The sequence below is a fragment of the Exiguobacterium aurantiacum genome, from assembly GCF_001766415.1.
GTDB lineage: Bacteria > Bacillota > Bacilli > Exiguobacteriales > Exiguobacteriaceae > Exiguobacterium > Exiguobacterium aurantiacum_A.
The window spans coordinates 148,084-168,502 of sequence record NZ_MKXO01000004.1 but is presented as its reverse complement, the minus strand read 5'-3'; the positions used below and the strand labels follow the sequence as shown (position 1 = coordinate 168,502).

Sequence of the window (20,419 nt, the reverse complement as noted above, 5' to 3'; positions counted from 1 at the left end):
TCATTTCCCTTCCTCTAGTATGGTCATTTCCCGATTTTGGCGCAAATAAAAACACGGGTTTGTAAAAACCCGTGTCCTTGATTATGCGACTTCCTTCACCGAAACGTCACATTCCATATTTTGTGCCCGCATCGCCCGTGCGCGCATGTGGAACAAGACGAGTAGCGTCACCGTACCGATCGTCGCGATGACGTACGGGATGACCCCATCCATCTTGAAGCCGATCGGCGCTGTGAGAATGTAGAACCAGACCGCGTACAGCATGAACGTCCCCGGGACGAGTGCGATCCAGTGATTGCGTCCTTTGATATACAAGTACATCGCACCGACGAACAAGGCGATGACCGCTGTCGTCTGGTTGGCCCAGTTGAAGTACTGCCAAAGCATTTGGAAGTCCATGTTTGTGAGCACGTACGAGATCGCGAACAACGGGAGTGCGATCCAAAGGCGTGACGAGAAGTTCTTCTGTGCGACTTTCAAGTAGTCGGCGATAATCATCCGGGCGCTCCGGAACGCCGTGTCGCCTGACGTGATTGGCAAGACGATGACGCCGAGGATGGCGAGCGTGCCGCCGATGCTGCCGAGCATGAGTGTCGCCACTTCTTGGACGACGAGCGCCGGTGTCCCCGCTTGAATCATGCCGAGCAACTCACCAGGCTCAAAGATGGCCATGGCCGCTCCGGCCCAGATCATCGCGATGACGGCCTCGACGATCATCATGCCGTAGAAGATGCTGCGGCCATTACTTTCTTTCATCGTCGTCCGCGAGATGATCGGCGACTGCGTCGCGTGGAAGCCTGAGAGCGCGCCGCACGAGATCGTGAAGAACAAGAGCGGCCAGATTGGCAAGCCGTCCGGGTGCATGTTCGTCAATGTCATCTCTGGGATTTGATAGCCTTGGACGAACAAGCTGACCCCGATCCCGATGGCGCTGATCATGAGGAGCGCCCCGAAGAACGGATAGATGCGGCCGATGATCTTATCGACAGGTAAGAGCGTCGCTAAGATGTAATAAGCGAAAATCGCAAAGACGACGAACACGAGCGTCGACGCGTTGCCGTCGAACAAGTTGTTAATCATGTTACTCGGTGACGTGACGAACACCGTCCCGACAAGGAGCAGCAGTAACAGGGCGAACCCGTTGACGATATGGCGGAGCGAGCGGCCGAGGAACTTCTCGGCGAGCTGCGGCAAGTGTGCACCGTTGTTACGGAGCGAGATCATCCCCGTCAAGTAGTCGTGCACGGCACCTGCGAAAATTGATCCGAAGACGATCCACAGGAAGGCGACCGGACCGTAGAGCGCCCCCATGATCGGACCGAAGATCGGACCGACGCCGGCGATGTTCAACAGTTGGATCATCGAGTTCCGTTTTTTCCCCATCGGCACGTAGTCGATGCCATCCTGCGACGCATAGGCGGGCGTCGTCCGCTCTTCCTTGATGCCGAACGTCTTCTCGACGTAACGGCCGTAGACGATGTACCCGACGAGTAGAATCGCGAGGGCGATAAAGAATGTAATCATGTGTGCTATCCCCTTTTAAACTGTGTAGCCGATCCCCATCGGCCCCGAAAAATGAATCCTGATGTTTTACGCATATAATGTAAACGCTTTCGTGATTGATTATACAGCAATTCCCAACGTTTCGTAAGGGGTTTCGTTCACTTTTTCGACACTTTTTTAACACGAGAAAAGACGGCGCTGTACACGCCGTCTCCACCCCATTATTTAAGTACGATTTTCGCTTGTTTCGCACCTGATCCATTATAGTCACTCGCGATGACGGTATAGTTCCCTTTCGCCAATCCTTTTTTCGATGTGAACGTATACCAACCGGCCCAGTTCGCTTTCGTTTGGGCGATTTTCTTGCCTTTCGCGTCTTTCAAGACGACCGTCGCGCCACTCGTCGTACGTCCACCAAGCGCTTTCGTGTTCGCTTTCGCCCCACGTAATACATTCGGTGTCTCGACGACTAGTTTTTTGAGGGTGAACGCTGTCTGCTTCATCACTTTCCCAGAGATCTCTTTACTCGTCACTTCATATTTACCTGCTGTGAAACCTGAACGGCTCATGAACTTGAATGAGCCCGAGTCATCTGCTGTCACGGTCCCGATTGTTTTGCCGTTCTGCTTGAGAGTGACGTTCGCCCCCGGTGAAGACTTCCCGTAAAACGTGTTCGTGTTTGTATACGTATACTTCGATGATAAGGCAGGGGTGCGGACGAACCCGGCACCGACGACTTTCGTTTCAGTCATCGTTTGTCCGTTCAACTCGCTGACGACCGTCAATGACTGACGAAGTTTGAGCGGTTTGACAGCAAGTTTGTACGTTCCGTCTGCCTGGGCTGTCGTCGTAGCCAACACTTTGTTCCCGTCTTTTAATGTCACTTTCGCCCCTGATGCCGTCACACCTGTGACTTGCTTCGCTCCCGGCTTGATGACATCGATTGTGAGCGTCACATCGACGGCCGCTACTTCAAGTTCGGCCGTATACGTCCGGAAGAGGCGGTTTGCCGCATCGGCACGTGTCGCGTCTGTCGCTTCAATCCCGTCATACAAGTCGACGTACTGCTTGCCGGCGTCCGCCGTCTCAAACTTCACGGTCCGCTTCGCGTCCGCGACAATCTTCCAGTTGTCGTCAGCTTTATAGTCGACGGCACCTTTACTCGCGATAATATAGTCCGAGATGACGTTACGCGTCTCATATGCCGAGCGGTAGACGATATTCTTTCCGCCGCCAAGTCCTGGGAACGAGCTCGACCCAGCCCGGTAGTTGTTCGTCGCGACCAAGAACTCTTGGTCCATCGTAATCGCTTTTCCGTCATACTCGACGTTTTTGACCCGGTTCGCTGACGCGTCGAGCAGTTTCCCGCTGCCGTCATACTTCGCCGGTCCCGTCACGTCGATCTCATACGTCAAGCCGTCCAAAATATCAAAGTTGTAGCTGCGGAATTGAAGGTTCAATAGTTCGTCCCTATCCGCATCGATCTCGTTATACACCCCAGCCGACATCTCGAGCCAGTCCATCACGTCCGCTCCTGTCACTTTGACGACTTCGAGCGTGTTCGGATAAACGTACAAGTCGGCCACGTTCTTCAAGGCGATTTGGCCTTTCGGGATGTTCGTGTAGTATCCGGCATCTGTCAATTCACGGCCACCTGCTTTGAACGGGGCGCCCGCTGACAGGAGTGGCAGCCCTTTGTACGGGGCGAGGTCTGGATTCGTCTCGAGCTCTTTCTCGACGTACCATTGTTGTGCGTTCGTCACGAACTGGACCGAAGCGTCGTCGCGGACGAGCGCGAAGTAGCTTTGAATGTCGTCTTGAACCTCACCGACGGAACGATTGATGTAGTCGATCGTCGCCCGGTGCTCCGTGTCGATCAGTGCGTGTGTTTCGGCATCGACCGGCGTGCTAGCCGTGACCGTGTCGAGTTTCGCCGACGCGTCGAGAATTTGCCACTTGCCGTCGACTTTCTCGAGCTCGAAGTCGATGACGCCGAGGTCTTTCCCTTGGTTGTTCGCCATGACGACCGGTTTGCCGTTGATGAGCCCTTTTTCATTGTCCACGTTCGGGAACGAGGCGAACATGCCTTTCGCATCCGGGAAGCGACCGTGTTGATGCCCCGTCATGACCATGTCGAGCCCGTCGATTTTCGTGAGCGCGTAGCCGACGTTCTCTTCGCTATCGAGTTGGGCGTCGGCGAGCGCCGCACTCTCCCCGATACCTGAGTGCGCGAGCGCGACGACGACGTCCGCCCCTTGGTCTTTCAACTTGCTGACCGCTTCACGCGCCGACGGGATGATATCATCCACCGTCACGCGGCCTTGGAGGTTCCCCGAGTCCCACGACATGATCTTCGGCGGGACGACACCGAACACGCCGACTTTGATCGTATGCGTCTCCCCGTCCGTGTCCGTGACCGTCCGCTCGATGATTTGGACCTCTTGTCCGTCAACGTTGAACTTCGATACGATTGGATTCCCCTCTAAATCCTTGACGTTCGAGTTGACGAAACGAAGCTTGCCTTTTGACCCTTCCATCGCGTCATACAAGAACTCGAGCCCGAAGTTGAACTCGTGGTTGCCGAGCGTGACCGCGTCATAGTCGAGCGAAGCCATCGCCTTGTACATCGGGTGCTCGAACGTGCCCGGATTTTGTTGATGCAATTCGCGGATGTAGTCTCCGAACGGTGTCCCTTGAATCGTATCCCCGTTATCGAACAAGAACGTGTTCGCCGCCCCCGCCTGTATCCGGTGCGATTTGATCAGCGTCGCTGTCTTCGTGAGCCCGATCGTCTCATCGACCTTGTCTTGGAAGTAGTCATAGTTGGTAATGTTCGTATGTAAGTCGGTCGTCTCTAAAAATCGAAGTTTGACGAGGTCTTCGTCCGACGCCAAGACGTTCGGTGCTTGGAGCGGTAACGTCGAAGGCAATACGAGTGCGGTCGCGATTGTCCATTTCAGAGCAGTTTTCATGTTTGTTTCCCCTTTTGAATCAAATTGGTCTCACCGTCTTCAATATACCACCAGAATGAGAGCACAACTATTAAATTTTTTCAAACAAAAGACCCGATTTTCTTTACAGAAATCAGGTCTTTTGTCACTGTTTATTGTTTTATGCGGACCGTGAACGGACCGTCCGCGGTGACGTCTTCGAAGACGACCGAGACCGGATAGGCGTGCTTGCCTTGGACCGGCTCACTTAAGCGAATCGTCGTGTTCGCGATCGCCTCGTCCCCGCTCACGAGTTCGAGCGGTAACTGTTCAACGTTCAGTTCATGCTCGTAGCCGTTACGGAGAAGCAACGTCGCCGTGACGTTCGTCTCACTTGTTTCGACCGAGACGAGCATCAAGTTGAACTCATTCTCGCCGACGGGCGGTGTCGACACGTTCGTGCGACGGAGCTGTTGCCACGCCGTGTTCGAAAATTGTTCGACTTCCTCATCTAGAAGCATCTGTAACGGATCGATCGGATTCATTTGGAAGACGAGTCGCATCGACGTCAGTTCTTCCGCTTCAAACTCGCCGAACAGTTCATCCGCGAAAAAGTCCAAATAGACCGGTTTGCTCGTCCACGGCTCGAAGCTCGGAAGGTCGACGCGGCTCAATACTTTCCGCCCGAGCGGAACGTTGTCTTTGTTCAAGAGGAGAACCGGCAATTCATTGACTTCGAACGAGCTCGGGAGCGTGTTCCGGAACAAGGCGACGAGCGACAATCCGCCCATCAAGTTTTCAGCGTGCAACAGCTCGATCGACAGTTGGTTGTCGAGGAGCGCCGGCAGCCGCTTCGCATGATAGCGGAACATGTACTCGTCTTCTTTCGGAATCCCCATGTCGCTATCGATCACGAGCGTCAGTTGACGCCCTGTCTCGGTCTTCCCTGTATCGATTTGTTTACGTTTACGAAACCCTAACATATTACTCCTCCTCCAATTGCGTGACGAAATAGCGGTCGAGCTGACATACTTCCGTCGTCACTTCACGGGCAATATTGACATACGTCTGTTCGAAGATCTCAAATCCTTCTTTACCGAACTGACGACTCGGGTCTTCCTGCCCATAACTGCGGAGTCCGATGCCTTCTTTTAATCCGCTCATTGTCGTGAGGTGGTCCGTCCATTTTCCGTCCAACGCCCGTAACAGTGATTCTTTGACGAACGTCACGACTTCCTCGGCTTGAAGACGGGCCTCGGCCGTTTTGACGATGTCGTCGATCCACGGCGCAAGCTCTGCCTTCAATTCCAACGAGTCGGCGATCTCATCTGACCAGACCGGCTCGCGTGTCGTCAAGTAGACGAGGTCTGTCTTCAACTCGTCGAGCGGCCACTCTTCTGGGACGAGCTCGTCCGAGACGTGCATGTCGATACTGTTCGCTAAAGCGAGATGCATCATGCCGAGCACGTTGTTCGTGATTGCCGCAGCGTCGGCGTTGACCGCCTGATCGCGGATCGTGTAGATGATTTTCCGTTGTTCGTTCAAGACGTCGTCGAGCTTGAACAAGTAGTCCCGAATCGAGACGCCGAGTCCTTCGATCGTCGTCTGGGCATACTCGATGACGTCAGCCGCGTCTTTTGCGGACACTTCGCCACGTTCGTCCGGCTTCAGTTTCTTCTCGATCCGCTCTAGTTTCTGGATCGCGTAGCGTTTGACGATCTCATCTTCGAGCGAGACGAAGAACTGCGTCGCACCGGGATCGCCTTGGCGTCCCGAACGGCCACGGAGCTGGTTGTCGACACGTTGCGACTCATGGCGTTCCGTCCCGATGACGAACAAGCCGCCCACTTCTTTCGATTTCGTATCGAGCATGATATCGGTCCCGCGACCGGCCATGTTCGTCGCAATCGTCACTTTGCCGAAGCGTCCGGCGTCAGCGATGATGTCCGCTTCTTGCGTGACCGTCTTCGCGTTCAACACCTCATGCTGAATCCGCTGTTTCGACAAGTGCTTACTGATGGCCTCGGACTGGGCAATCGACGTCGTGCCGATCAACACCGGGCGTCCCATCTCATGCAGCTCGACGACTTTGTCGGTCACGGCCGCATACTTTTGGTCGACCGTCATGAAGATACGGTCCGGGTGGTCTTCGCGCAAACGCGGCCGGTTCGTCGGCACTTGGACGACGTCCATGTTGTACGTCTTCAAAAACTCTTGGCGAGACGTCTGGGCCGTCCCGGTCATACCGCCGATGAGCGGATACATCCGGAAATAATGCTGAATCGTGATCTCGGCCGTCGTCTTGTTCTCCTCGGTGATCGTGACGCCTTCTTTTGCCTCGAGCGCCTGATGGAGCCCTTCCGACAGACTGCGTCCTTCCATGATCCGTCCCGTGAACAAGTCGATGAGCTCGATCTTGTCTTCTTTGACGATATAGTCGACGTCGAGTTCGAACAAGACGTTCGCCCGGAGCGCTTGGACGAGGTAGTGATAGAGCACTTGATGCTCGGCGCTGAACAAGTTGTCGACCGCGAACATGTCTTCGATTTTCAAGATCCCGGAGTCAGTGAGCGCCGTCGATTTCGATTCGAGGTCGACTTCGTAGTCCGCCTCGTCGAGCTCGGTGACGACACGTTGCGCCAACTCCTTCAAGCGGATGTGCGAGCGGTCTTTTTGGGCGATGATGAGCGGCGTCTTCGCCTCGTCGATCAAGATGCTGTCGACTTCATCGATGATGGCGAAGTGGAACGGGCGCTGGACGCGCTCTTCCGGTGACCCGACCAAGTGATCGCGCAAGTAGTCGAACCCGAACTCGGTCCCGACGCCGTATGTAATGTCGGCCTGGTAAGCAGCGTGCTTGTCGCTCTGTTCCATCTCAGGAACGTTCAACCCGACCGAGAGGCCAAGGAAATCGTGGATCTGCCCGATTTGTTTCGCGTCACGCGTCGCGAGATATTCGTTGACGGTGATGACGTGGACGCCTTTGCCTTCGAGTGCTATGACGTAACTCGGGAGCGCGGCGACGAGCGTTTTCCCTTCCCCGGTCGGCATCTCGGAAATGTTCCCTTCGAGGAGGGCGAACCCGCCGATGAGCTGGACGTCATAGTGACGCATGCCTAAGACACGCACCGCCGCCTCACGGACGAGGGCGAACGCTTCTTCGGCGACATCATCGACTTTGGCGCCGTCGGCGATTTTTGCTTTCAATGTTTCGGTATATGTGCGCATCTCGTCGTCCGAGAGCGCCTGCATCGTTGTCTCTAATTGGTTGATCCGGTCGACGCGTCGCTGATAGCCTTTCAAGCGCCGGCTCTGGTCATTCGTCAATTGCTTTACAAACTGAATCACGTTGTAGCCTCCATTTAGTTCACAGTCATTGTCAAATCCATACCCGTCTATTATAGCGAAATTTTGCTCATTTCGGAGACTTTTTTACGAAAACTTCCTAAAAGATGGTTTTTAAATTGTGAAATTCCTATAAAAATTGGGTAAATTTCAAAATATATTTACAAGTTTATTTTCATTTTTCTATTTGAGACGGTTTGAGACCGTGATACGATAAGAAAAACAGAACATTTGTTCGTAAAAAAGGAGATGGGATCATGCGCCGGCGGATCTTCTGTGTCGACAGCGTCTCATTTTATGCCAGCTGCGAGTGCGCGGCCCGTAACTTGAACCCGTACAAGACGAAGCTCGTCGTCTTATCGAACTTACAGGACAGCGGCGCCCTCGTCCTCGCCGCGACCCCGCCGCTGAAACGGCTCGGCATCAAGACCGGGTCAAGGCGGTTTCACATCGACCGGCTGCCGTGGCGTGAGCGGCGGCACGTCATTTACGCCGAGGCCCGGATGAGCCACTACTTGAACGTATCGGTGCAAATCGTCCACATCCTGCACCAGTTCGCGCCCCCGGAGGCGATCCGCGTCTACTCGATTGATGAGACGCTCGTCGACTTGACGGGGACGGAGCGGCTGTTCGGGAGCGATGAGCGGCTTGCCCGGCTCATCCGCTCGACCGTCTTCCGCTACACCGGCGTCCCGGTCACGATCGGGATCGGATCGAACAACGTCCTCGCCAAACTCGTCCTCGACTTGCATGGCAAAACGACCGGTGTCGCCAGTTGTGCCCTCCACGACGTCGAACGATTGATCCATCCGGCGCCGATCGAGAAGATGTGGGGCGTCGGGGCGAAGATGGCGGTCCATCTCCATCGGCTCGGCATCGACACAATCGGCGACCTGGCCCGTTATCCGCTCGACGTGTTGCACGATAAGTTCGGTGTCATCGGCGCCGAGCTGTGGCACCACGCCTGGGGCATCGACGAGTCTCCGACGGTCCTGCCGGCGAGTTCGCTGTTCGGGGCGAAACGCCAACGGCCCCGGACGATTGGCCACGGCATCACGCTCATGAAAGACTATACGACGGAAAGCTCGATCCGACTCGTCTTGCAGGCGATCGCCGTCGAGGTCGGGATGCGGACGCGGCAGTCGGGACTCGTCGGCGGCAGCATCCATCTCGGTGTCCGCTACACTCGGACGAGCGAGCAGCGCGGCTTCAGCAAACAAAAAAAGCTCGCTCGCTTCACAGCGGACGAGCGTGAGTTTTTGCCGGTCCTGTTCCAACTGTTTCTTGAGGCGTGGGACGAGACGGAGGCGGTCCGTTACGTCTCGGTCGCCCTCGGCAAGCTCGAGCCCCGGAGCGACCACATCCAGCTGTCGTTGTTCGAGGACGAGTGGGCCCGGGCCCGTCGGTTCGACTTTTTAGACCTCGTCGATCAATTGAACGTCCGCTTCGGCCGCGGCACGATCCGTCCGGCCTCGAGTCTACTGAAAGACAGTCCGCTCCGCACGCGGCAACGCCTGATCGGCGGACATAAACAAGGAGGTGAACCGTCATGAGTCAAACCCGCTACAAAGACCGCGGTGAATTGAAGTGGATCCCGTTTCTCATGCCCGAACACGTGGCGCTGCTCAAAAAATATTACGCCCACGTCCAAAAGATCGAGCTGCCCGACATCGACGAGCAACTCCTTTATCTGTGGCAGACCGAGCTCGAACGGGCCATCCGGGAAGGCGACCAAGTCGAACTGACGTTGTTCGAGGATGGTCTCGCCCGCTCCGTGCGTGGCTACGTCCATGCCATCTATTACGCCGAACGCGAAGTCGAACTGTTCGACACGGACGTGCGCCGCATCCCGTTCAGCCACATCCTGTCGGTCCGTTAAGACGCGTCAATCGCGTCTTGCGTCGTCTCGAACGTCGCAATCCCGTCAAGGACGCCATAGTGATCGAGCGTCTGCCGCACGGGTTCCGATAAGTGGGCGAAAACGACACGGCGCTCCGCCGCTTTCAGTTCCCGGACGACCCGGCGGACCTCTTCGACCGCCGTCACATCGATGACCGGACAGCGATGGAAGTTGAAGATGAACACGTCGGGCTCGTTATGAATCTGTTGCAGGACGTGCTCGAACATCTCGATCGCCCCAAAGAAGAGCGGCCCTTCGACGCTGAAGACGACTTGGCCGTCGCGCGTCACGTAACGTTCCGTCTGTTCGCGGACGTCGATTGTATCAGCCATCCGTTTCGCGAACAAGGCGAGCGCACAGATGACCCCGACCTCGACGGCGACGACGAGGTCGACGAAGACGGTCAGGCCGAGCGTGACGAGCAAGACGAGTGACTCGGCGGAGCGATGTTTGAGCATCTCGAAGACGTGGTGCCGCTCCGACATGTTCCAAGCGACGCGCATCAAGATCGGCGCGAGTGCGGCGAGCGGGACGTAGCTCGCGAGTGGTGCCAAGACGAGTACGGCGAGAAGCACCGTCAACCCGTGGATGACACCGGAGCGGCGGCTGACGGCTCCGGCTTGAATGTTCGTCGCCGTCCGGGCGATCGCACCCGTCGCCGGGATGCCGCCGAAGAACGGGACGACGACGTTGGCGAGCCCTTGCCCGAACAGTTCTTTGTCCGGGTTCATCTTCGTGCCGGCCATGCCGTCCGCGACCGCACCTGACAACAGCGACTCGAGCGCCCCGAGGAAGGCGATGGCGAACGCCGATGGGAGCAGCGTCGCGATCAAGTCGAGGTCGATTGTGAGCCAGTTGAAGTCAGGCAGTCCGCTCGGGATGCCACCGTAGGCGCTACCGATCGTCGCGACTTCGCCTGGTATGACGAGGCTGATAAACGTCGGCACGAGCATCGCCATCAAGAGGAGCGGTAACTTTACGGGCAGTTTCGGGACGAGCCAGAGCGTCAAGAAGCCGATGGCGGCGATGCCGATCGGCCAGAGACTCGCCTCCGGAAGTGACGTGACGAGCTGTAGGACGTTCTCATGGAAGTGCGGCGCCTTCGCGAACGTGATGCCGAACAGTTCATCGAGCTGGTCGACGAAGATGACGACGGCGATCCCGGCCGTGAAGCCGATTGTGACGGCACGCGGCATGAAGCGGATGAGCCGGCCGACGCGGAGCACGCTCATGAGGAACAGCAAAATCCCGGCGAGAAATGTCGTCACGAGCAACCCTTCGTAGCCATGCGCCAGCATGACTCCCGAGACGATCGGGATGAAGGCGCCGGTCGGTCCGGCGATTTGGAACGTCGAGCCCCCGAACAGGCTGACGAGGATGCCGGCGATGATGGCGGTATAGAGTCCATACACCGGTCCGACACCGGAGGCGATCGCGAACGCCATCGCGAGCGGAACGGCGACGACCCCGACGGTGATCCCGGCCGAGATGTCTTTTTGCCACGCCTCGCGCTTACTCATTAAATTATCCATCTTGCATTCCTTCTTTCCATTCGTTCGAAAACAAGTTCAGTGTACGCCTGTCACCGCTTCTTGTAAACGTCACAGAAGAAACGTTTACATAATCGACAAACCAAAAAGACGTATCCATCACGCGATGGACACGTCTTTGTTAATTGGTCGGTGCTTCGACGACTTGGTCACCCTCGTCCGACTCTTCCCCGAGCAAGCGGACGTGGCGGCCGAATAGCCACATGACGACGAGATGGGCTTTCGCCTGCGTCTTCGTATAGAACCACCACGGCATGGCCGGTACGAACTCGTGGATGGCGATAAGCCCCTCGTCCGAGTCAGGGAGTCGCCTGAACTCAAGGCGGCCGGTCTTATCGTCCTCGGTCAACTTTGCGAACAGTCCTCCGTCGATCTCGAATGATGCCATGTCGTCTGTCGCCGCATCTTCAAGCGACAGATGGAGTGCGACGAGTGATGGACGGAGGAGCGCAATCTCCCAATCATCCTGTTCTTTCGTCGTCTGGATGAGCGGATACGCGACCCGCCCGAGCCATTCGAAATATTCGTCGGCCATCCAAGCCGCTGATTTATCGTCTGGCAGACCGAAACGTTGAATCGAGCGGACCGTATACTGTTGCGGCGCTTTTTTCTTCTTGCCGCCGCCCGACATCTGTTTCTCTTCTTCCTCGAGCGCGTGCTCGACCGCTTCTTTGAACGGGATCTCACCTTGCTTGACGCCGTCCGTGTCTTTGGCGACCATGGCGTGATCCATGCTCTCGACGAGCGGATAGACGGTGTCTTTCGGTTCACCGGTGACAGCCATGACCCAAAGCCGTGACAGCTTGATCGTCGGGAACGGGAAGTCGATCATGACGCGACGCTTGCCCATGACGTCAGCCGTATCTTCGATCATCTTCCGATACGTCATCACTTCCGGACCACCGATGTCGATATGATGGTCGTACAGCGACTCGGCCCCGACGACCGAGATGAGCGCTTGGACCGCTTCTCGCAAATCAATTGGATGTGTCTCCGTCTTCGTCCAGTTCGGGAGGATCATGACCGGGAGTCGTTTGACGAGTTTCGCGAGAATCGGAAACGACGAGCCTTCCGGACCGATGATGAGTCCAGCCCGAATCGTCGTCACCGGCACCCCTTGTCCACCGAGAATCCGTTCGACCTCGAGCCGGCTCTTCAAGTGACGTGACAACGTCTTCGACTCTTTCGGAATGATTCCGCTCAAATAGACGATTTGTTCGATGTCGTTCGCGCTCACTGCCCGGGCGAAGTTATCAGCGATGAGCGCGTCCATGTCTTCGAACGTCGCCTGCGTCAGCCCGCCGTCCGGGATCATCGAGTGGACGAGGAACATGGCGTAGTCCGCCCCTTCGCACGCCTCGCGCGTCTGTTCATACGAAAACAAATCGCACGACCGCCACGTGATATGGGCCTCGTCTTCTTTGTTCTTCGTCGAGCGCGACAAAGCGATGATGTCGTATTCTTCTTTTAAATGGTCCATCACGTTCGAGCCGATATAGCCGCTCGCACCCGCGATGACGATCGTTTTCCGCATATTGGTCACTCCCCTTAATTTTGCACATAGAAGTTATGTACCCGTCTTGGACTGAGGTTAAATCAGTCGCGCGCCCTACAGTATGCATTGGAAAATATATGTAAACTAAAGCCAACTACATTCGGAGGAGGAATGGCTATGGGATTTTGGTATTTCTTGATGCTGTTGATCGGTGGATGGCTCGTGATTCGCAGCCTATTCAAAAAGAACACGAACGGACTCATGCGGTTCAGCACTCTCGTGATCGGAGGTCTGTTGATCGCACTCGGACTGTTCATGTTCCAAGATGGAAGTGATGCGATTGTTGCGGATTTGTTTAACTTGTGGTGATGTTCTTCGAACTACATCTAAATGACTTTTTTATAAAACAACGGTTTGTCAAATTAAGCGCAACACTTTTTTGGAGAAGACCTTGTGTAGGAGACTGTTGATATTCTCGTTGCTTCCTCGTAACACGACGAGTAGAAGTCGTGGAAATAGAGCGGCATGCCGAGCGATGGTCGGATGAATTCGTGACAGCTGAGTCCCTTGCCCCGGTCCGTCATCACTGTCTTGGACGCGCCACTTTAGGGTGTTGCACTTAATTTTATAATTCATCAAAGGAATGAATACATGGAAACCCTACAAGAAGGAACAGAAAATCGCGACCGTCCGTGACTATCTGGACGGTCTCACTGCGACGGAAAAACTCTCCAAACATCACATTAGTAATTGATTTGTTCTTCGAAGATGGGTTAAGAATTATACTAGTCAGTCATAGCGAGTTAACAGATTCGAGAAAAGGGATGAACCGAGCTATGACAAAAGGGAGAAAAAACACATCCGAAGAACGCTTCGAGATTGTGAAATATTGTTTGGAGAATGGACGCAACTACCAGCAGACCGCGGAAAAATTTCAGGTGTCCTATGCCTAGGTCTATGGCTAAATCAGGAAGTAGTATCACACGAACGGTGAAGAGGCGCTCCTAGACCGCCGTGGGCGTACGACAGAGGGCGAACTAAGTGAAGAAGAGAAGCTGAAACGTCGTATCCGGCAAATGGAGCTTGAGAACGAAATTCTTCGTGCGGACAACCTGTTCCTAAAAAAGTTAGAGGAGGTCGTGATTAGCCAGATACGGCTACAGAAAAGATATATCGCCATTAAAGAATTGTACGAGGAGGACGGCATATCTGTGCGCGATTATCGACCTATATGATGGCTCGATCGTCGCCTATCGTGTCGGGAAGTCCAACAACAACGCCCTTTTCTTCCAGACGATAATGCCAGCCATCGCGGGGCTCCGTACAGGAGCGAGTCCGATGTCCATAGCGACCGATAGTCTCAATATACCTCGAGAGGGGTTCAAACACATGTTGTAAGACGCGGGTCGGACGTTGTATCGATAACGCCACAATCAAGAGTTTTTGGGGCATCTTGAAAGTGGAGATGTACTACTTGCCTGAGTTTCAGGCCTATAACGAACTTACGACGGTCATCGAGAAATACATATCGTTCTACAATCACGAGCGTTTACAGAAACGAATAAACGGCTTGAACCCTGTCGAATAAAGGTCTCAAGCCGCCTAGGCTGGTTTTCATTATTTACCCTGTCTACTTAACAGGGAGCAGTTCAAATCGTGTTGGGCGATTTGGTTCGTCAACAGCCTGAGTAAACTATTAATTTACTCTTGCTTCATCATAAGTAGGTATTTCAACGATTGATATTTCATGAAACCTTATATTCAAATCACGCAATTTAGATAGCTTCTCATCAAATTCTTCCATCTTTTTTTCTTGATCTACGTTAATTTCGCGCTGAGTTTTGAAGGTTAGGCTACCTCTACTACTATTAATTTTATCTAATGCAGCTTCTTTCCACATCTTCTTCGCCCCTTTCTTTGTTCTAAATTCAAACAAAGTGAGTGAATTAATCGGTACACTTCCCTTGTCTCCATTATACTATCTGTAAGAAGGAAAAACAAAGCTTTAGTATTGTCCTTATCTGCATGAAAATTAAATACCCATGTATTATTATTATTCATTTGCATACTAAGTGATACAATAAACCGATTTTTATATGGTATATCAAATTCTGGTTCGTACCTATCTTGTCTTGGTTTTAAAGCTCTTAAAACTGCAAAATCAGTTTCGCTAATCACCTCAGGAATGTCAATTATTTCAGGCGAATGTCCTGAAGTACCAATATCAGCAATCTTGTAAAGATAATTTTTTTTTGTATTACTTACCTCATAAATAGTAAAACCAGAAAAGAATTTAAGTGAGTAAATATGGAAGTGATTATTAAGAAATTGATAAAAAACTGTTACAATTTCTTTAAATAGTTCAACCACTAATAAATTTTGCTCTTGTAAATCTTTAAATTCATTTTTAAGCTCCAGAAAATTCTTCTCAGCTTCTTTAACGTATTTTTCATGTTGTTCTTTTTGTAAGTAGATTTGTTGTTCTTTTATCAATAGCTCCTGCCTACTAGGATTATGAGTAACAACTTCATCATAAAGCCCGTTGAAAGAAAAATTATACGGTAAATATTTTACAAATAGCTCATACTCTTGTTTTTTAGCAACTCTATAGGCTCCTATATGGAAATTAATAGTATCTTTAGGATTAATCATTTTAAAAAAATGCAAAACGTACGTGAGAAGGAGAGCCACAAACAGAGTGGAAATTCCACTTATTATTTTAATAATAATGGAGGTTTCAGGTAAAAAAAATATTCCGAAGTTAATAATAACACCAAGAATAAAAGGAAATAAAGATTTTATAAGACTCCAGAAATTCTTTTTAGTGAAGGGCGCTAAAAGTAAAGTAGACACCCATCCAGCTAATTTTTCATCACTATAACTTTTTTGTAATGTATTAAAGAACTCATCAAAGTCTTCACTCAAGTTCAATAAATTTTGTTTGAAATTTGAACTCATTGTACACTCCTTAATTATAGACTAAAAAACATTTATACCGGTTTTTATATTAAAAATTTCTAATATATCTCTTTTTCATGTTAATTTTTGTAATTTAATATACACTTTGATTTCATTTTCCATTAATATTTTTGGTGTTCACTTTAGTAAAGGGTCAAACCGTATTTTTTTATTTCATAACTATGATGATATTTATCGGAGAATAAACAGAAAATAGTTACTTTCATCATAGTATACGGAGGACAACGTCAAAACAATTTGATATCTGCAACTAATTACCTCATAGTCAATATAATGTGATAACCCGTAGTTTTTTTTCTTCTAGCATGTAATGGAGACTTATAACCACTCTATATATTTCGTGTTCTAAATCTGTAAGTTCTAATAGTACATTAAACTTTGATACGTTATGATCGCTCGAGTAATTTAAATTATACAGATAACTAGATTCGATCTTTGACTTAATACGTAATTCTATCTCTGATTTTGAAATACCCATGTAATCTAATCTTTTTAGTACTCCCCTTTTTTCGTTTCTTAAATATAATAACTTTTCGTCTTCTATCAGTACATCAAAATCAATAATATTTTTTGGTTTTTTCGATATAGATGTTAAAGAATAATAAATATCTTTTTTATCCGATTCTGTGGTATTGCATTCAATCTTATAGTTTAAAAAAACACCGTAAAGATTTTCTGGTATGCTTAGCACTTCATAGTTAAAATCTTCAAAAGGATAACCTGTAATATTAATATTATCTTCATCATCTCGATCATCTTCGTGTGAAGAAATTACTTTTTTTCTATACTTTATAAACACTCCAGAAAGTATAAAAGAGCAATAATCTTTTAAGTACGATGAATATGTTAAATTAACTGCACCGATGCAACTAGAAATCTCTTCACCTACTTTTTGGAACTTATCAAATTGTTGTTCTGACAAATTATTAACGTAAACAAAAAATAGTTGCGTGCAATGAACTATACTCTCAGGGAGGAAAATATACTGCTTAAGTAAATTTAATAATAATATATTAGAAGACTGATCCTGTCCCCCAACATAATCACCAACTTTAACGCTATGTATTGAATCATCACCAAACTGAGGTAATAAATCCTCTATTATTTTTTTGCCATAAAAACTCTCCTCTATTTTTGTAGAATCAAAAACTAGTAAAATCTCTTTGCGGTTCTTTTGTGGAACTAATGAGTTTTTTAAATCTTTGTAATTTATACCTTTATATAATAAAATTTTATTTAGTCTTTGAAACATTTTATTAATTTCAATATTCATTTCAATACTTTCTAGCAATAAATGTTTTTCCATTACTTCAAGCAAACCATTTCCTTTTGCATCTATTGTATAAATCAAAATTTCACCCCATAACTCATTATCTTTTTCATGATTACTAATAGTACTAAATATTTCTTTTAATAACTGAGAACATCTTTGATATTTTTTTCAAAACACATTAAATCATACAAAAGAAGACGTTATTTAAACTTTATCAATTTATATTTAAAAACGGAATGTTTCTAGCAGAGAGATTTAATAAACCGCTACTAAACTAACGGCTAAAACATTTAAAGAATTTTATAATAAGTTTAAACTAATGTCATAAATAATCCTTCTATAAACTTTATTTACTTATGATAGATCCCAAATAAATATAATTGAATCGGCAACAAACCCATTGTATATAGCATAGTCACTTTCTTAAAAAAATCACACAGCTCATTACAAGTTTGACCCATTCTTCTTTTCGATTGAATAAACAGACGCTCAGAGTTTCAAGTGGACGGAATTTCATGTGTCGTTTGAAACGTGAGCATCGTTTTTTGGTCGAGCTCAATTCTCAAGTTGATTCACTTAGCGCAATCCGCTAGTCACAATCCAATCATAATAAGTATTCGTCTAAGCCTCGAAATTTACTAGAATGTCACTACACCTTAATCGCTCAATATGGTCGCGCATTCGAGCAACGTCTTCATAATCAAACTCTTGTAAGTCGTCGCATATGTCGCGTTCATTATTTTTTTATGTAAAGCGCCACAAATCTGTTTCGGTTAAATACTCGCTTTTTGCTTCAGCAACTTTTAAGTTCCATCCCATAGCCATTTACCTACCATCAACAGTTTCTCTTGATTGATTTTGACATATTTTAATTAGTCTTTAAAGAAACATAAGCATGATACTTCAATTATAATTTTGCTTATACATAGAAAAACATAGAGAATTATAAACAATGAAGTGATAGTATACATCACAATATCAAAATTATAGAATTCATATATACAAATTTAAAATTAGAATCGGAGTAATTATGAAAAAATATAAAAGTGCCATATTTGGAGAAATAATAGAACCTGAAACTTTTGTAGAACTTATGGAATTGGTAAGTGAGAACCCTAATGATTTTAATTTCAATGTGAATTTTTGGAGAGGACAAGGAGATATAAGATGGCCAGTACATAGTGGGGCATATAGAAGACTTTTGAACTCTGGAAATAAAACAGTTTCAGAAAAAGACTTAGTTTTTTATGAAACTGCTTTACTTAAAAGAGCTAGACATAGGGGTTTAGGATTCTTAGAGGGTAGAAGGTTAAATGATATTGAATTGTTAGCGCGATTACAACATCATGGAGCTGCAACTAGATTTGTTGATTTTTCCAAAAATGTTCTCATTGCTTTGTGGTTTTGCGTTGATTCCAATAAAGACAAAACGGGTTTGTTATTAGGGATTCATTCCAATTTTGTAGGAGGGAACGAAGGTTCGCTGGAAGAATCTTTAAATTACGATGATAGTATAAAAAAACTTCCTTCATGTAGCTATCCGTTTATTGTAGAGCCAACTATCGTATCACAAAGAATATCAGCACAACACGCTATATTTCTTTATAGTGATGTTTTATCGAACTCAAAAGGAAGTTTTAAATTTCCACAAAATTTGTCAGCCAACATTTTCATAGCAATTTCTCCACAAATGAAAAAGAAACTAAGGAAACTCCTTACCGAAGTATTTGATATCAGAACAGAAACAATCTATCCAGATCTTGATGGGTTTTCACTAGCAAACAATTCAGTTACATCTGATTCAGATATATGGAGATGGTAAGTTCCCCACAAAATAAAACATCATCTTAAAGTAATTAAATCATATACTACTATATTCACTAATCTCAAAAGCAAAAACGTTAATTTTAATCAAATGAAAATTGTACATCAAGCTCGTTCCATATAAAGCTGGAGAGAACAACCTTTTTTATAGAGGTTATTCCCTCCAGCTTTATCAACCAAAAGGACTAGATATATGTCAAAGTCTTGGTAGATGCGTTGGTATTCACTAAAAATTAAGCCCGAAAGTGTAATGTGATGAGTAATTAGTTTAGTTAGCTATTTGACTCATCAATCAATTCTTGCCATGGCCAATTTACTGTTCGATACTTTCTGTAAAATAGTAATTGTCTATCAATAATTAAAACAATTTTCTCGTTATCGTTATAGGCTAAAACTAGACCTCTATTCTCACCGTCCACCTGCAATTCCTCGATTTTACCCAGAGCTTTAGTCAAATTAGGCTTAATAATTCGAGGTTGACGAGAATGACAGATATGGAATATATCATCTAAATGTATACCAATTATCAAATCATTATCATCCGATTCTAAAATAACAGCCAATGCATGTGCATAAATTTCAGTTGCAGAACTCCCTCTATTCCTAAGACCTTTTGAAACAACCTTTGCAAAGTGCTGGTATATAGCATTTAAATCTTCAGCGAGTTCGTTAGTAGCTTCTAAATAATAATCCATATCGCTTATTTCTCTAAACTGACCTCGATTTTTTTCATTAATTCCTGCATTTTGAAATAAGTTGTACACTAAGTTTTGCAATATTCCTACATTGCCATAAGAATCATTAACTATTTCCTTTACAATGTTATCACTGACTTTAACATTTAAAGCACTAGAACCTTCTAAAATAACTTGTTCAAGATCTTCAACATCCCAAATAATAGAAATTTCTTTAGTTCTAATAGCTAAATCAGGATTTAATGTATTTAAATATCCACTTTGTGACCAAACACCAATCACAACAACATAACACTTGTAATCCCAAAGAGTTTTTAAATCGTAGGCAAATTTCTCCTTTTCTTTTGAATTCATATAATGAAAATCTTCAATGACTAGTTTTCGTTCCGATTGATTTATAATATCTGCAATATATCTTAAATCGTCAATATTTTGACCTACAATTTCATATTTTTCTACCCCGACCTTTTCCCCACTCAATTGTGTTTTACCTGTAATTTTACATAAAAGAGCGAATCCGAAATCTCCCGTCGCTTCTATCATCCCTTTGATCCTGTTTTCGGAAGACTCCTCAACTTTGAATCTAATTTCAAGCTGAGAAAGAGCATCGACATATATATCTATCATTTTCATTCCATGCCTACATTGAACAGTTAATGCTTTAGGTATGTTCTTCTGCCTAAACCAAGACTTTCCACATTTTGACGATCCGTAAATTGTTATATGTTTTTTTTGTTTGAGAATTTTTTGCATTTTTTTATCTAATAATTTTCGATCAACATAGGATTTTTCTAATATTTCTGGCGAGATTCCAAAAACGTCTTCTAATTGCATTTATAAATCCCCCTCTAAAACTCCTTGTTTGAATATATAAAGTTAACTATATACTTAATGAAATTCAATAATACTCTATAAAAAAAGGTCA

General features: G+C 47.7%; 14 protein-coding genes and 1 pseudogene. 5 read left to right on the top strand and 10 right to left on the bottom strand.

Annotated features, from left to right (window positions below):
- Positions 1-81: 81 nt before the first annotated feature.
- The 4 genes from BJU60_RS09950 to secA2 form a co-directional block, all read right to left on the bottom strand.
- Positions 82-1,524 (bottom strand): carbon starvation CstA family protein, encoded by a 1,443-nt coding sequence (locus BJU60_RS09950; RefSeq protein ID WP_070328722.1) that lies wholly within the window; start codon positions 1,522-1,524, stop codon positions 82-84.
- Between the two features lie 200 nt (positions 1,525-1,724).
- Positions 1,725-4,475, bottom strand: coding sequence for a bifunctional 2',3'-cyclic-nucleotide 2'-phosphodiesterase/3'-nucleotidase (locus BJU60_RS09945; protein WP_070328721.1), 2,751 nt, complete (start codon positions 4,473-4,475; stop codon positions 1,725-1,727).
- A gap of 131 nt (positions 4,476-4,606) precedes the next feature.
- Entirely contained in the window at positions 4,607-5,416 is an 810-nt protein-coding gene (locus BJU60_RS09940) for an SLAP domain-containing protein (protein ID WP_070328720.1), read from the bottom strand.
- 1 nt (position 5,417) lies between these two features.
- A complete protein-coding gene (gene secA2 / locus BJU60_RS09935; RefSeq protein WP_070328719.1) occupies positions 5,418-7,781 on the bottom strand; it encodes an accessory Sec system translocase SecA2 in 2,364 nt (787 codons plus the stop codon).
- Positions 7,782-8,035: 254 nt separating this feature from the next.
- Here secA2 and BJU60_RS09930 point away from each other — a divergent pair, with 254 nt between their 5' ends.
- Together BJU60_RS09930 and BJU60_RS09925 are read left to right on the top strand one after the other, a co-directional pair.
- Positions 8,036-9,331 (top strand): DinB/UmuC family translesion DNA polymerase, encoded by a 1,296-nt coding sequence (locus BJU60_RS09930; RefSeq protein ID WP_070328718.1) that lies wholly within the window; start codon positions 8,036-8,038, stop codon positions 9,329-9,331.
- Entirely contained in the window at positions 9,328-9,657 is a 330-nt protein-coding gene (locus BJU60_RS09925; RefSeq protein WP_070328717.1) for a YolD-like family protein, read from the top strand. Before BJU60_RS09930 ends, BJU60_RS09925 begins: the two co-directional genes overlap by 4 nt.
- Here BJU60_RS09925 and BJU60_RS09920 read toward each other — a convergent pair.
- Both BJU60_RS09920 and BJU60_RS09915 read right to left on the bottom strand, forming a co-directional pair.
- Positions 9,654-11,210 (bottom strand): SulP family inorganic anion transporter, encoded by a 1,557-nt coding sequence (locus BJU60_RS09920; RefSeq protein WP_070328716.1) that lies wholly within the window; start codon positions 11,208-11,210, stop codon positions 9,654-9,656. The two genes, BJU60_RS09925 and BJU60_RS09920, sit on opposite strands and share 4 nt — an antisense overlap.
- Positions 11,211-11,349: 139 nt before the next feature.
- Positions 11,350-12,762 carry an NAD-dependent epimerase/dehydratase family protein gene (locus BJU60_RS09915; protein ID WP_070328715.1) on the bottom strand — a complete coding sequence of 471 codons (1,413 nt, stop codon included), beginning with the start codon at positions 12,760-12,762 and terminating at the stop codon, positions 11,350-11,352.
- A gap of 138 nt (positions 12,763-12,900) precedes the next feature.
- Here BJU60_RS09915 and BJU60_RS09910 point away from each other — a divergent pair, with 138 nt between their 5' ends.
- The gene (locus BJU60_RS09910; RefSeq protein WP_070328714.1) at positions 12,901-13,092 is read left to right on the top strand and encodes a hypothetical protein; all 192 of its coding nucleotides are present in this window, start codon (positions 12,901-12,903) and stop codon (positions 13,090-13,092) included.
- Between the two features lie 265 nt (positions 13,093-13,357).
- A pseudogene (locus BJU60_RS15030) lies at positions 13,358-14,311 on the top strand (helix-turn-helix domain-containing protein); the annotation flags it as partial.
- 108 nt (positions 14,312-14,419) lie between these two features.
- Here BJU60_RS15030 and BJU60_RS09900 read toward each other — a convergent pair.
- The 3 genes from BJU60_RS09900 to BJU60_RS09890 form a co-directional block, all read right to left on the bottom strand.
- Positions 14,420-14,623: a hypothetical protein gene (locus BJU60_RS09900; RefSeq protein ID WP_070328713.1), complete on the bottom strand. Its 204-nt coding sequence runs from the start codon at positions 14,621-14,623 to the stop codon at positions 14,420-14,422.
- On the bottom strand, positions 14,602-15,681 hold the full coding sequence (locus BJU60_RS09895) for a hypothetical protein (RefSeq protein ID WP_070328712.1): 1,080 nt from the start codon (positions 15,679-15,681) through the stop codon (positions 14,602-14,604). The genes BJU60_RS09900 and BJU60_RS09895 overlap by 22 nt, the downstream gene beginning before the upstream one ends.
- A gap of 286 nt (positions 15,682-15,967) precedes the next feature.
- A complete protein-coding gene (locus tag BJU60_RS09890; protein ID WP_083274101.1) occupies positions 15,968-17,053 on the bottom strand; it encodes a hypothetical protein in 1,086 nt (361 codons plus the stop codon).
- A gap of 952 nt (positions 17,054-18,005) precedes the next feature.
- On the opposite strand from BJU60_RS09890, the gene BJU60_RS15025 reads away from it, so the two are divergent.
- Positions 18,006-18,797, top strand: a complete 792-nt coding sequence (locus BJU60_RS15025; RefSeq protein ID WP_083274100.1) for an FRG domain-containing protein — start codon at positions 18,006-18,008, stop codon at positions 18,795-18,797.
- Between the two features lie 274 nt (positions 18,798-19,071).
- On the opposite strand, the gene BJU60_RS09885 is transcribed toward BJU60_RS15025, so the two are convergent.
- Positions 19,072-20,328, bottom strand: coding sequence for a hypothetical protein (locus BJU60_RS09885; protein WP_070328711.1), 1,257 nt, complete (start codon positions 20,326-20,328; stop codon positions 19,072-19,074).
- Positions 20,329-20,419 lie beyond the last annotated feature (91 nt).